General features: G+C 37.1%; 13 protein-coding genes and 1 pseudogene. 10 read left to right on the top strand and 4 right to left on the bottom strand.

Annotation, left to right across the window (positions count from 1 at the left end; all coding sequences use genetic code 11):
* Positions 1-107 precede the first annotated feature (107 nt).
* The 3 genes and pseudogenes from SAZ04_RS04230 (at position 108) to SAZ04_RS04220 (ending at position 2,824) form a co-directional block, all read left to right on the top strand.
* Positions 108-657 (top strand): annotated as a pseudogene (locus SAZ04_RS04230) (peroxiredoxin).
* 178 nt (positions 658-835) lie between these two features.
* Positions 836-1,288, top strand: coding sequence for a TlpA family protein disulfide reductase (locus SAZ04_RS04225; protein ID WP_332691551.1), 453 nt, complete (start codon positions 836-838; stop codon positions 1,286-1,288).
* Positions 1,289-1,366: 78 nt separating this feature from the next.
* Positions 1,367-2,824 (top strand): catalase, encoded by a 1,458-nt coding sequence (locus SAZ04_RS04220; RefSeq protein WP_332691548.1) that lies wholly within the window; start codon positions 1,367-1,369, stop codon positions 2,822-2,824.
* Between the two features lie 146 nt (positions 2,825-2,970).
* Here SAZ04_RS04220 and SAZ04_RS04215 read toward each other — a convergent pair whose 3' ends face one another.
* A complete protein-coding gene (locus SAZ04_RS04215) occupies positions 2,971-3,420 on the bottom strand; it encodes an Lrp/AsnC family transcriptional regulator (RefSeq protein ID WP_332691545.1) in 450 nt (149 codons plus the stop codon).
* A gap of 180 nt (positions 3,421-3,600) precedes the next feature.
* Here SAZ04_RS04215 and SAZ04_RS04210 point away from each other — a divergent pair, with 180 nt between their 5' ends.
* Positions 3,601-5,376: a M3 family oligoendopeptidase gene (locus SAZ04_RS04210; RefSeq protein ID WP_332691542.1), complete on the top strand. Its 1,776-nt coding sequence runs from the start codon at positions 3,601-3,603 to the stop codon at positions 5,374-5,376.
* A gap of 146 nt (positions 5,377-5,522) precedes the next feature.
* Here the strand turns inward: SAZ04_RS04210 and SAZ04_RS04205 are convergent, their stop codons facing one another.
* The 3 genes from SAZ04_RS04205 to SAZ04_RS04195 all read right to left on the bottom strand — a co-directional run bounded on the left by SAZ04_RS04205 (position 5,523) and on the right by SAZ04_RS04195 (position 8,195).
* Positions 5,523-6,560, bottom strand: coding sequence for a cytochrome d ubiquinol oxidase subunit II (locus SAZ04_RS04205; protein WP_332691539.1), 1,038 nt, complete (start codon positions 6,558-6,560; stop codon positions 5,523-5,525).
* Between the two features lie 15 nt (positions 6,561-6,575).
* Positions 6,576-7,907, bottom strand: a complete 1,332-nt coding sequence (locus SAZ04_RS04200; RefSeq protein ID WP_332691536.1) for a cytochrome ubiquinol oxidase subunit I — start codon at positions 7,905-7,907, stop codon at positions 6,576-6,578.
* 141 nt (positions 7,908-8,048) lie between these two features.
* Positions 8,049-8,195, bottom strand: coding sequence for an FbpB family small basic protein (locus tag SAZ04_RS04195; protein WP_332691533.1), 147 nt, complete (start codon positions 8,193-8,195; stop codon positions 8,049-8,051).
* 441 nt (positions 8,196-8,636) lie between these two features.
* Between SAZ04_RS04195 and SAZ04_RS04190 the strand changes: the two genes are divergently transcribed.
* From SAZ04_RS04190 to SAZ04_RS04165, 6 genes are all read left to right on the top strand, one after another.
* Positions 8,637-8,783 carry a hypothetical protein gene (locus SAZ04_RS04190; protein ID WP_332691530.1) on the top strand — a complete coding sequence of 49 codons (147 nt, stop codon included), beginning with the start codon at positions 8,637-8,639 and terminating at the stop codon, positions 8,781-8,783.
* 130 nt (positions 8,784-8,913) lie between these two features.
* On the top strand, positions 8,914-9,873 hold the full coding sequence (locus tag SAZ04_RS04185) for an MBL fold metallo-hydrolase (RefSeq protein WP_332691527.1): 960 nt from the start codon (positions 8,914-8,916) through the stop codon (positions 9,871-9,873).
* 92 nt (positions 9,874-9,965) lie between these two features.
* Positions 9,966-10,310: a hypothetical protein gene (locus tag SAZ04_RS04180; protein ID WP_332691524.1), complete on the top strand. Its 345-nt coding sequence runs from the start codon at positions 9,966-9,968 to the stop codon at positions 10,308-10,310.
* Positions 10,311-10,628: 318 nt separating this feature from the next.
* The gene (locus SAZ04_RS04175) at positions 10,629-11,018 is read left to right on the top strand and encodes an OsmC family protein (RefSeq protein WP_332691521.1); all 390 of its coding nucleotides are present in this window, start codon (positions 10,629-10,631) and stop codon (positions 11,016-11,018) included.
* 96 nt (positions 11,019-11,114) lie between these two features.
* Complete coding sequence (locus tag SAZ04_RS04170; RefSeq protein ID WP_332691518.1) at positions 11,115-12,494, top strand: MATE family efflux transporter; 1,380 nt, start codon at positions 11,115-11,117, stop codon at positions 12,492-12,494.
* Between the two features lie 30 nt (positions 12,495-12,524).
* Positions 12,525-13,139 (top strand): YczE/YyaS/YitT family protein, encoded by a 615-nt coding sequence (locus SAZ04_RS04165; protein WP_332691515.1) that lies wholly within the window; start codon positions 12,525-12,527, stop codon positions 13,137-13,139.
* Positions 13,140-13,234: the final 95 nt, after the last annotated feature.

The following is a 13,234-nucleotide window of genomic DNA, read 5'->3' as shown; positions in this document are numbered from 1 at the left end:
TTCTTTCTTAAAAATAATTATCATTAGCTGTTGACAACAATAGAAAGGTTTTATACAATGATAAACGTAATCAATTAATAATAATTATTATTAAGGAGTTGTTATAGATGACTGACAAACGTATGGTGGCGAAGCAAGAACCTCGCTTTGAAATGGATGCAATAATGCCGAATCTAGAATTTGCAAAGGTAAGCTTAGAAGAAAATATATATAAAAAATGATAAATGGACCGTTCTTTTCTTTTATCCAATGGATTTCACATTCGTTTGTCCAACAGAAATCACCTCTTTGAGTGATCGCTATGATGAGTTTGAGGATTTAGATGCAGAGGTAATTGGAGTATCAACTGACACGATCCACACACACAAGGCGTGGATCAGAACATCACGAGAAGACAATGGTCTTGGTGAATTGAACTATCCGTTAGCTACAGATACCAATCATGTCGTTTCACGTGAGTATGGCGTTTTAATTGAGAATGATGGAGTCGCTTTGCGAGGTCTTTTTATCATTAATCCAGAAGGTGAATTAATGTATTCTGTTGTAAACCACAATAATATTGGTCGTGATGTAGACGAGACATTACGTGTGTTGCAAGCTCTTCAAACAGGAGGCTTATGTCCAGCGAATTGGAAACCTGGTCAATCAACACTGTAAGGTACTAAGATGAGTTTGATCTCGTACTTACATGAGGATTTGAATCTTCTAGAGATGCCATTTAGCATTTGTAGAGGTATGACTCTTTAAAGTACACACTATAAAATAATAAACGTTTTTTTCTTTTCTTATTAATAGAATTCGTAAAAAAGAATATACATGTCAGGGAGCGGAATTTATGAAACTACGTGAAGAGATGCCAGAATTAACAGGAGCAACAGCTTGGTTGAATGGAGAAGTAACGAAAGAAGAATTGTTAGAAAGCGGAAAAGCAACATTAATTCATTTTTGGTCTGTTAGTTGTGGTTTATGTAAAGAAGCAATGCCTGATATTAATGAATTTCGTGACGAGTACGATGATGATTTAAATGTCATTGCTGTTCATATGCCAAGATCAGAGAATGATTTGGATATGTCTGTCATTGAAGCGATGGCTCAAGGTCATGACATTATTCAACCTACTTTTGTTGATAGTGAGCATAAATTAACGGATGCTTTTGAAAACAAGTATGTTCCTGCCTATTATGTGTTTGATGTTGAAGGGAAGCTAAGACATTTTCAAGCTGGAGGAAGTGGTATGGATATGTTAAGAAAGCGTGTTAACCGCATTTTAGGCCAAGAAGTTAAATAGCATAGTAGAGGTTTTTTGTTATTGTGATTTCGAGTTTAGGGTTGAAAATTAAAAGGTTTTTTTAAAGGAGGAAAATGAATGAAAAAGTTATCAACGAACCAAGGCGCTCCAATTTATGATAATCAAAATTCTCGTACAGCTGGTCAAAATGGACCTACGTTACTAGAAGACTATCAACTAATTGAAAAGTTAGCTCATTTTGACCGAGAGCGTATTCCTGAGCGAGTTGTTCATGCTCGTGGTGCTGGTGCTCATGGTGTATTTAACGTGAAGAATAGCTTGAAGCGTTACTCAAAAGCTGCTTTATTCCAAGATGAAGGCAAAGAAACGCCTGTATTTGTTCGGTTCTCAACGGTAATTCATGGAACCCATTCACCTGAAACATTACGTGATCCACGTGGTTTCTCTACTAAGTTCTACACGGAGGAAGGGAACTGGGATTTAGTTGGAAATAACTTGCCTGTGTTTTTTATTCGCGATGCAATGAAGTTCCCTGATTTGGTTCATTCGTTAAAACCGGATCCACGTACAAACCGACAAGACCCTGATCGTTATTGGGATTTCTGGTCACTAAGACCTGAAACAACAAACATGCTTATGCATCTTTTATCTGACGAAGGAATTCCTGCTGATTACCGCCATATGCGTGGTTCAAGTGTTCATGCTCTTAAACTAGTTAATGAGTTTGGTAACACGGTTTATGCAAAATTCCGTTGGGTTCCAAAGCAAGGTGTGAAGAACTTATCAGCAGAAGAAGCAGCTAAGATCCAAGCTGACAACTTCAATCATGCCAGCGAAGATCTCTATGAGGCAATTGAAAACGGTGATTACCCTGAGTGGGATTTCTATGTTCAGATTTTAGATCCAGCTGATATGGACAAATTTGATTTTGATCCATTAGATGCAACGAAAGATTGGTTTGAAGAAGATATCCCTTATCAACTTGTGGGAACAATGACACTGAATAAAAATCCTGAAAATGTATTTGCAGAAACGGAACAAGTAGGGTTTAACCCAGGCGTATTGGTACCAGGAATTGAGCCTTCTGAGGATAAATTGCTTCAAGGTCGGTTGTTCTCATACTCGGATACACAACGTTATCGTGTTGGGCCTAATTACTTACAGCTTCCAATTAACTGCCCATTTGCCCAAGTGAATAATAACCAACGTGATGGTGCGATGGCTTTCAAACAACAAACCGATCACATTAACTATGAGCCGAATCGCTATGAGTATACACCAAAAGAGGATGGTGCGTTTGTTGATCCACAAATGCCAGTTCAAGGCGTTGCAGGTAGACAAGAAATTGATAAAACAAACAACTTTGGTCAAGCGGGTCAAGTGTATCGTCGTTACTCTAAGGAGGAGCAAGATGCACTTGTGAAAAATATTACGGCCGATATTTCATCCGTTGCAGAGCAAACAAAGCTTCTTGCTATTTGTAACTTCTACCGTGCAGATGAAGAATTAGGAAACCGTTTAGCAAAAAAACTTGGCATTGATTTAACACCATACTTACAACATATTAATAAATAAGAGGAAGGCTCAACGTTGAGCCTTCCTCTTATTATCCACCAAAGAAGAAGTCAATGACATTTGCTACCGAACTAGTTTGAAAAATGTAATCTAAAAAACAATTGGGGTGTCTCAAATCATGTTGAGGCAACCTCACTAATTGATTTTTAAAGCTTCATTCCACTACGACTTTTAAAACGTCTTAATAAGATATGACTTTCTACTCTCGTAATTCCTTTTAAAGCGTATAGTTCCTCGTTAATAAAATGTTCGAGCTGTTCAAAATCCTCAACAAGAACATGCATGTGAAGAGTGCTAGGACCAGTCATTTGATAGCAACTAGCGACTTTGGCGTTCTCTGCTAGTGTTTCTGCTACGGCGACAAGAGACGTTGGTTCACAATCTACTTCAAAAAACGCAGAGACTTTTTTCCCTACTTTGTCGGAATTAATAACAACGCTAAACTTTTCAATGATTTCCTCTTCAATTAATTGATTAATACGTTCCCTAATAGCCACTCGTGAAAGACCAAGCTCTTTTGCAATATCAACATAAGACATTCGTCCATTAATCGTTAAAAGCTCTAGAATACGTTTATCGGTAGTGTCTAGTTTCATTTCAATCCACACCTTTATGTATTGTTATGATTCCTATTATAAATGAAGTAATGGATCCTACGCATCATTCCGCGTAAATTCACATCAAACAGGTAGAGATTTCATCATGTTAATTTTAGTAATTTTCTGATAAAATATTATTATTACGAGTTTCGAAATAACGAAGAGGGGTTGAACATAATGAAGTATCAAGAGGTGTGGGATTTAGACTCCATTTTTGAAGGTGGAAGTACGTCTAAAGATTTTCAACAATTTGTTGAGGAAACAGACCATTTCATTGATGAGCTAGATCAGTCAATTGAAGAAGAAGTATCACTCGATCAAATAGAAAGTTCTATATATAACGTACAATTGCAGATGCAACGTACACGACAAGCGAGTGCATTCATTAGTTGCTTAACGGCTCAGAATGTCAAAGATAAAGAAGCAACGCTTTGGCAAGGGAAAATAACAGAACAGATGACAAAGTTGCAAAATGTTTGGGGAGCCATTGAAGACATACTTGGAGTTTTAACAGATGAACAGTGGAATAAATTGGTGACTTATCCGTCATTAAAGGGTGTGACATTTAATCTTGAGGAACGTCGTCAGCAAGCACAAGAAAAATTACCACCTAGGGAGGAGAAACTTGCTGCACAATTAGCGATTGACGGGTACCATGCTTGGGGAACTGTCTATAATGGAGCGGTTGGACGCATGCAAATTCCATTCGAAGAAAATGGAGTAGAGAAACTCTTGTCAGTTGGACAAATACAAAATCGTTTAAACAGTTCAAACCGCACAGTAAGAGAGCGTGCCGCCGATGCTTTAGAAAAAGCGTGGGAGAAAGAATCGGATTTATTCGCTTCAACTCTAAATCATTTAGCAGGATTTCGTCTTAACTTATACGGTGTAAGAGGTTGGGGGAATGTACTAAAAGAGCCCCTTGCAATAAATCGTATGGAGGAAGAGACACTTCGTTCAATGTGGGAAACGATTACAGAAAACAAGCCAAGATTATATGAGTTTATGGAGCGTAAAGCTAGTTTATTAGGTGTTACGAAACTAGCTATGCATGATGTTCATGCGCCTCTTCCTGTTGAAGGAGATACAACGATTTCCTATGAAGATGCTTTTGACTTAATCATTAAGCACTTTAAAACATTTAGCCCTAAGCTTGCAACTTTTACAGAAGGTGCACTTCGTGATGGTTGGATTGAAGCAGAAGACCGAGCAGGGAAACGTCCTGGTGGTTTTTGTACATCATTTCCTTTGTCAAAGCAATCACGTATTTTTATGACGTATGATGGCACGATGGCTAACGTCGCCACTCTTGCTCATGAACTTGGGCATGCTTACCATGGTCATTGTTTAAAAGAAATGGATCCTCTGGCTCAACGTTATGCGATGAATGTCGCTGAAACCGCTTCAACATTTGCTGAGACAATTATTGCTGATGCATTGGTAAAAGAAGCACCAACTGAAGATGTTAAACTATCATTGCTTGAAAATAAAATATCACGGTCGCTAGTATTCTTTATGGATATTCATGCTCGCTTCTTATTTGAAACGAGATTTTATGAAGCTCGTAAGGAGAAATTGTTATCGGTAGAAGAGTTAAATACCTTAATGGAGGAAGCTCAAAAAGAAGCATATGGCAACCAACTTACTTCTTATTCACCAACATTTTGGGCATCAAAACTTCATTTTCATATTACAGGAGTACCGTTTTATAATTTCCCTTATACGTTTGGCTTTTTATTCAGTTTGGGAATTTACAAAAAAGCATTTGAGGTTGGACGGTCATTTGAAGATGACTACGTTGCATTGCTTCAAGATACAGCAAGCATGACGGTTGAAGATTTAGCTAAGAAGCATCTTAATGTTGATTTAACAAGCAAAGCATTTTGGCAAGAGGCGATCGAGTTGATCCTAGTTGATGTGGATGAGTTTATGGAGTTAACAAAAAGAAAATAGAGGAAAAGAATTCAAAAAGAGGGTGACTCAAACCAATGGCCTGACCCCTAGTGTACAATATATGATGTTGTGCAAATGCTCAACTTCTATATATCGTACTAACTAGTCGGAGTCAGACTCTATGGAGATACCCTCTTACTATTTAGTCAATGAGGTGAACCCTCTTGGCGTAAGTATCGTTTATCTTTCATAAACAGACGCCAGAACCAAATAAATACAGGAATGAGAATGGCCATACCAATACCGTATCCAATGAGAAGTGACCGGAACATCACTTCATTCGTAAACGCATCGTAAATCGTTACATCTGGATAAAGGAAATAAGGCATATGCGCAGAACCATAGGCAAAGCTCGCCAACCCAAACTGCAAAGCTATGAGCAGAACGGCAATTCTAGGACGACCAACTTCGAATTTCTTTGAAGGCCACCAGAGGGAACTATAGCCAATAGAAAAGGCAAGCAAAGATAGAGTAAACCATAACCACTCATTCGCTATATTTTCAAACATCCAAAACGCTTCAGGAATTAACGTGAAAATCGCACCAACGGCAAAGGATAACGTGATCGGACCTAAGATGATCGCATTCCTTCTATAAACATGGTACGTTTCTTCTGAGTTTGCTTCTTTGGCATAATCGCTTAAGAGCAAAGAAGATAAAAATAATTCTGTGCTCAAACCAAAACCGAGATGTGTATAAAAGGTTGGACTTTTAAACAACTGATCTACAAGGATATATTGTCTATCTCCAACTATTTCGACAAACCCTCCAATCGCAGCGGGTAAAATACTAATAAGTAGTGCAGGTATGAGCAACCCAGTAATACCCGATATCATGATGAGCATATTCGTGTATTTCTGAACGGAATAAGAATAGACCATAAAAGCACTTCGAATGGTTAGGAGGAATAGGACGAGACAAAACGGAACAATCATTAAGGTTCCAAGTGTTGATGCTGCACCTGGAAAAAAGCTAACCAAAGCTACAACGAGTAACACGAGAAAGACATTTGTTACTTCCCATGATGGAGATAAATAGCGATTAGCAATACTAGCCGCCTTTGTGTCTGTTCTTCTCCGGTAATACATCGCCCAAAAGCCAGCTCCAAAATCAATCGATCCGGCTATGGCGTACATAAAGAGAAATACCCATAAAATAATAATCGCAATATAAACATCCTGCATAATAATCCCCTCTCTTTAAATTGTGTGTAACTCGTTTGAAACAGGGTTTCGATTAAAGTAGAAATGCATGACAAGAGCAGTTAATACTAGAAGTACGACGTAAAGTGATATAAAAAGCACAAACAACATTCCTAAATTACCTGAATTAGTGGCAGCTTCACCAGTACGTTGGACACCGTAAATCGTCCATGGCTGTCTGCCGGTACAACTGAAAATCCAACCTGTCTCAATGCCAACCATAGCAAGGGGACCAGAGGCAATAATTCCAGATAATAACCATTTAGGGTATGGTTTTTGTTTTTTTCTTCTTATAAACCAAATGACCCAAAAAATAGAAGCTAATCCAAGTAGTGCAGAACCGATGCCGACCATAACATTGAATAATGTATGAACAAATAATGGAGGCCATTCATCACGAGGATAGTCATTTAGCCCTTGTACAACACCATCTGTTGTTCCGGTAGCAAGCCAGCTAAGCATGCCTGGTATTTCAATTCCTCCGATCACTCTTCCAGCTTCGGGGTCAGGTGTCCCCATAATTGCAAGGGGAGCGTTAGATTGTGTTTCAAATAACCCTTCGGCCGCAGCAAGTTTTACAGGAATATGCTCATGCAACATAATCGCAGTATCGTGACCGTTGTTTAATGTGTAAACAGACATAATAAGCGCAATAGCAAGAGAGAGCGTTAGTCCCTTTCGATGATAAGATATCTCCCTATCTGTTAATCCACCACGAAATAGTTTAAAAGCTGCAACGGCTGCTAGGATAAATGCACCTGTCATATATGCACTACCAACGACGTGCAAAGAAGTCACAAAGAAGCTAGGATTAAAGACAGCGGCGATAGGATTTACATTTATTACCTGTCCATCAACCATATCAAAGCCTCTTGGTGTATTCATCCAAGCATGTGCATTTGTGATTAAGACAGCAGAAGCAGTCGCCCCGAGTGCCACGAAAAATACACTAACAATTCTCATAACTGGTGAAAGGCGATCAGCAGCATAAATATAAATAGAAAGAAAGAGAGCTTCTAGAAAGAAGGCGAAAATTTCAACCTGGAATGGCAAAGCAATCACCTGGCCAACAATTTCCATAAATCCAGGCCAGAGTAAGCTAAGCATAACAGCAACAATTGTGCCTGATGGAATAGCTACCCCAAGCAAAATAGCTACCCCTTTTGTCCACCGCTTTGCAAGTGTGCCGTAATCTTCATCTTTTCGAATAACTCGCATGATTTCGGCTATTAAAATCATCAATGTAATCCCAACACCTAATGTTGCGAAGATAATATGAAAAGCTATAGAAGAACCAAAAATCATTCGTGCAAGCATAACATTATCCATTCGTTACTTCCTTTCACACCGTTAAAGTTATGTAGTTAATCATGCTCTTACTGTGTGTTAAACGGATTGGTTCTATTCGTTATAATTTCCATTTTTTAAAATAAAAAGAGCGAGATACCTAAATTGGTAATCTCGCTCTTTTTATTTTGTATCCATGTTTTGTTCTTTATCATTCATCGACCGTTCATCGATTCGCTCTTCAATTTTAGCCAATGCTTCTGGATCGTTTAGAAGTTGTTTTTTATTTTCTAAAACCAGTTCTTCAAATGAAGTGGATTGTCTTCTCAAATATATTCCCACCTTATCTTATATTAGTTGCTTCCTTGTTACAGTTTATCAATCATTGAATGTCAATAGAGTGATGAATTGTTACAATTTTTCAAATAAATGAAATATGTATAAAATTGTCGAATGATTTCTGGTGTTCTAATGTCAAGCAAACCGAATAAAATTCAAGTGAAAAAACATTATGAAAGTGAAAATAAGTAGAGGACCTGAATATCTTATAAGAAAAATATTATTCACAGGGTGGGATAAGTTATTCACAATCTTATTAACAACCCTGTGAATAAACTGAACAATAAAAAATGAAAAAATACCTTTACAATTGCTTAAATTATTGTTAGAATATTCTTACCATTATAAAAAGATAGCTCAGTAAGTGTGAGTGGAAACTGAGCGACTGCTCAATCACTTGCAAAATACTAGCAAAAAAGGGAGAGAGAAATCATGACAGTTTCAGAAAAAAAAATGATTGAAGAGATGCAGAAGAAATTAGACAGACTAGCCAGTGAACTAAATGAATTAAAGAAAGCAGGTCATGACGGTTTTGAAAAACTAGAAACCGATCATTTCTTGACTCAAGCTTATAATTAACGCATAAATGAGGGTGCCTAGTTTTGTTTTTGAACTAAACTAATTCCTTTTTTGAAGGAAATTGTTTTAGTTTGACTGAACGAATAGTGTCACTCTTTTTGTGTGATAAATGAAAAAAGGGGACTTTTAAGTGGGAGTTTGTGCCGAGTCAATACATCAATTAACGATACCTACACCTTTTCATGTTGGTCCTGTTCACGTCTACTTAATTTGTGGAGATACAATAACATTGGTAGATACAGGACCACTGACAAAGGAAGGAAAAGAAGTACTAATAAGTGAATTGAAAAACTTTGGCTATTCGATTAAAGACATTGAGCAAGTTATTTTAACACACCATCACCCTGATCATGTCGGACTAGCTGGACTATTTGGCCATGCGACAATAATTGGACATCGCTATTTACGACCGTGGCTTACGAAAGATCGTGCCTTTTTAAACGGATGTATAGAATTTTTTCAAAAGTTCTATAACGAGCATGGTGTTCCAATGGAAGTAGTAGAAAAAGTAAGACGAACTAGTCAAGCGTACATAAGCTTCATAGAACAAGCTGACCTTAACGTTATAGTGAAACATGGTGATAAAGTGCCAGGTCTTTCTGGTTGGAAAGTTATTGAAGTTCCAGGCCATGCTCAAAATCATATTATGATTATTCGTGAACATGATCATACCGCTATAGGAGCAGATGTCTTATTAGCTTCAATCTCATCCAACGCTCTACTAGAGGCTCCAATGAAAGGGGAAGAGAGACCAAAGACATTACTGCAATATCGACACTCGCTACAAGTCGTAAAAGAGTTAAACATTAAGAAATTATATCCTGGGCATGGAGAGATTATATATGAAGTAAATGAGCTAATTAATCAAAGACTCCAAGGTCATTTAGAGCGTGCAAGAGCAATTAAAACGATTATTACTGGTGATAGGATGTCCGCTAATGACATTAGTTATGAACTATTTATGAAAAAGCATACGATTCAACCTGATTTAACTTTCTCTGAAACATTTGGGCACATCGACATGTTAGTAGAACGAGGAGAGATTCAAATGAAGAAAGAGGGAAATTACTTTTTGTTTTATAATGAGTGATTATTCATTCATGAAAATGAGTGTTCCTATTCTTTCCTTTTCTCTATCTTTCTTGATAAAATAAAACCAAGAACGAAAAGAGGAGGAATAAAATGGAACCGAAAACACAAACCAATTCTTTAAGGATGTTATGGATTTTTGGGGTACTACTGCTTTCAATTGTATTTATCAAAAAGGAATGGCGAGTAAGGGTCCTTTCTGAATTAAAACAAGCAAGAGAAGAAACGAGTAATGCGATTCATTTTATTCGAGAGAACCGAGAACAGATTTTTGATCAAGTAAAGACAACCGCGAGTGAGGTATCTAGTGTTGTACGAGATATTTCAAATGATGTGAAAGTTATCGGAGAAACAGCTTCACATTTAAGAGAAAGCTCTGAAGAAATTGTCAAAGCGACAAGAGAAGCAGCAGAAGAGATGAAGAGCTTACGAAAATAAACTATACGTAGCTCTCATTATCAAAGAGGTGACCTGAATAGGTCACCTCTTTGAGCGCTGAAAGAAGGGTCTGTAACTATGAAGGTAAGTAACGTTACAGGATTTATACTCGTAATTATAGTTACTTATTATGATAAGAAACTAATTCTATCTATGAATTGGTTAAAAAGAACACCTAAATAGGGTTTGCCAACTTTTTACTATATTAGCTTCTTCTTCTTTCATCATTGACTACTTGCAAAAAAAGCAAAAGGACATGACGTTGTAAGTGCAGACTGGTACAATAGAAGACGTGTGAAACGAAGGAGGCGTTAGTAGATGGAATTTATAATGAAGGAAAATAGTTTTGTCACTGATCTTGAATATGGTCAGCTTGAAGTGTCAGGAAATGCTGATTTTGGTTTTAGACCATATCAACTACTTGTATCGTCAGTTGCTGTATGTAGTGGTGGAGTTCTAAGAAAAATTTTAGATAAGAAACGAATTGCATATAAAGATATTCGGATTAAAGCAGATGTTAAGAGGAATGAAGAAGGGGCAAATGAAGTAATGAATATTCATCTTCATTTCATTTTATATAATGTTGATGCGTCAGATGAAAAGATAGACAAAATAATGGATATAACAAGGAAGAACTGTCCCATTTACCAAACCGTTAAAAATTCAATTCATATTACTGAGACATTTGAACGTAAGGAAGATGAGTAAAGCCCTTGTTGTACAACAAAGGTTCATCAATTATAATCCTTTTCTTTTGAATAACCCCTTTTGGACGCCTCTTGTATATTAAAGAAGGAGATCAGCATGTCAGAAACAAAGCAAATTGATTTTACTAAAGGGAAAATAATCGGCAAAATGGTCATGTTCTCGTGGCCAATTTTTCTTAGCAATATCCTTCAAGCATCGTACCATTTTGTTGATTCACTTTGGGTGGGTAATCTTCTTGGACCTAGTGCACTAGGAGCTATTACCATTTCGGCAACCGTTGTATTTACTACTCTCTCATTTATTATTGGTTTAAATGGAGCGACGTTAACGGTGATTAGTCAAAGAAGGGGAGCAAATGATGAAGAAGGGTTAAAAGATTCATTAAATGCCTTTGTTTTCGTATTAGGAGTATTAGCTGTTTTACTTGGTTTGATTGGCTTTCTATTTTCAGGTGCCATTTTACGAGCAATGGGAACACCGGATGATATCTTGCCGTTAGCACAGTCATACTTACAGATTAATTTCATTGGTATATTGTTTTTATTTGGCTATAATTTCATTGGCACAGTTTTAAGAGCTTTGGGTGATAGTAAAACACCAATTCGCTTTATTGTGATTGCTGTCCTGCTGAATGTCGTGCTCGATCCATTGCTTATTCATGTTTTTCAGCTAGGAATAAACGGAGCGGCCTATGCAACGATTATATCCCAAGGAACGGCTTTTGTTTATGGTTTATGGTATTCAATCTATAAAGTGAATGTACCGTTTCAAATTCCAACCCTGCCTGAAAGAAGATACTTTTTAGTTTTATTTAAGATGGGGTTGCCAGCAGGGTTGTCAATGATGGCGATTTCTGCAGGTATCTTAGCAATCATGACGATTGTCACAGGATTTGGTGGAGTGGTTGTAGCTGGTTTTGGAGCAGCACAGAGGTTAGATAGTCTTATTATGCTCCCAGCACTAACCTTAGGATCAGCAGTGAACAGTATGGCAGGTCAAAATATCGGAGCGAAATTATGGGGAAGAGTCGATGAAATAGCCAAACAAGCACTTCTTTTAATTACGTTAGTTTCGGTAACCATAAGCACAATTATCTTTTTTGGTGCAGACTTTTTTATTAGAATGTTTGTACAAGATGAAGAAACCATTCAGTTTGGTGCGATGTACGTAAAAACGATTGCATTCTTCTATCCATTTTTAGGTGTTAACTTTGTTTTAAATGGGATAGCTAGAGCAGCGGGTGCTATGTTTCCCATATTAATTTTAAATATTATCTCATTTTGGATTTTAAGATATCCTTTAACTGCGCTTTTCTCAATATGGTTTGGCGAAAGAGGAATTGCGTTAGGAATGGGAGTAAGTTTTATTATAAGTAGTCTAATTGCAGTAGGGTACTATTTCCTCGGAAATTGGCGTAATGTTAGTGTGAAGATCGGCGAAAAAACAGGAAATAATACAAAAAATGAAGAATCGTAATGGAAATAAAAGAATTGAGGAATTATACAGATGAAGTCTACTTTAATTAGAGTCTTATGTTACGGAGGCGGATTACTAATTGTTTCGTTTGGTATAACAATAACCATTTTAGCTGGCCTGGGTACGGGTGCTTGGGATGCCTTAAATGTTGGATTAGCAATAAAAACTCCCTTTTCGGTTGGGAATTGGGTGATCTTTGTAGGGATCATTTTAATTATATTGAATGCACTTATAACTAGGGCACGTCCAATAGTTGTATCTTTACTTACAATTATCCTTCTAGGTTATTTTATTGATTTTTGGTTAATCGTCGTTTTTCAACATACTTTATTTAGTGGTTTAGTCTTACAATTGATGATGTTATTGCTAGGCATTGTGATTCTAGCATTTGGCGCATCTATTTATTTGCAGGCAGAATTTGCTCTTTTACCAATTGATGGTTTCATGTTTGCAATTAAAGATTTACTAGGTGTGAAATTAATGATCGCCAAAACAATCGCTGAATTAATTGCATTAGTAGCAGCCTTTCTTTTCGGAGGACCTATTGGTTTAGGAACCATTATTGTTACCTTTTTACTGGGACCACTAATTCAGTGGTTCTTTCCGAGAATTGGGAAAAAACTCAACTGGAAAACTGCGCAATAAAAAAAGAGTTGGCAGTTGAGGGGCTTTCAATATTCAATATAAAGAAGAAGCAGCTCAGTTTAAGAGCTGCTTCTTCTTTTATTTTATGAAGAACC

It is taken from the genome of Halalkalibacter lacteus, assembly GCF_036663595.1.
Lineage (GTDB): Bacteria > Bacillota > Bacilli > Bacillales > Bacillaceae_D > Halalkalibacter > Halalkalibacter lacteus.
Note: the sequence above shows the minus strand (reverse complement) of the source record. Positions and strands in the feature narration are given on the sequence as shown.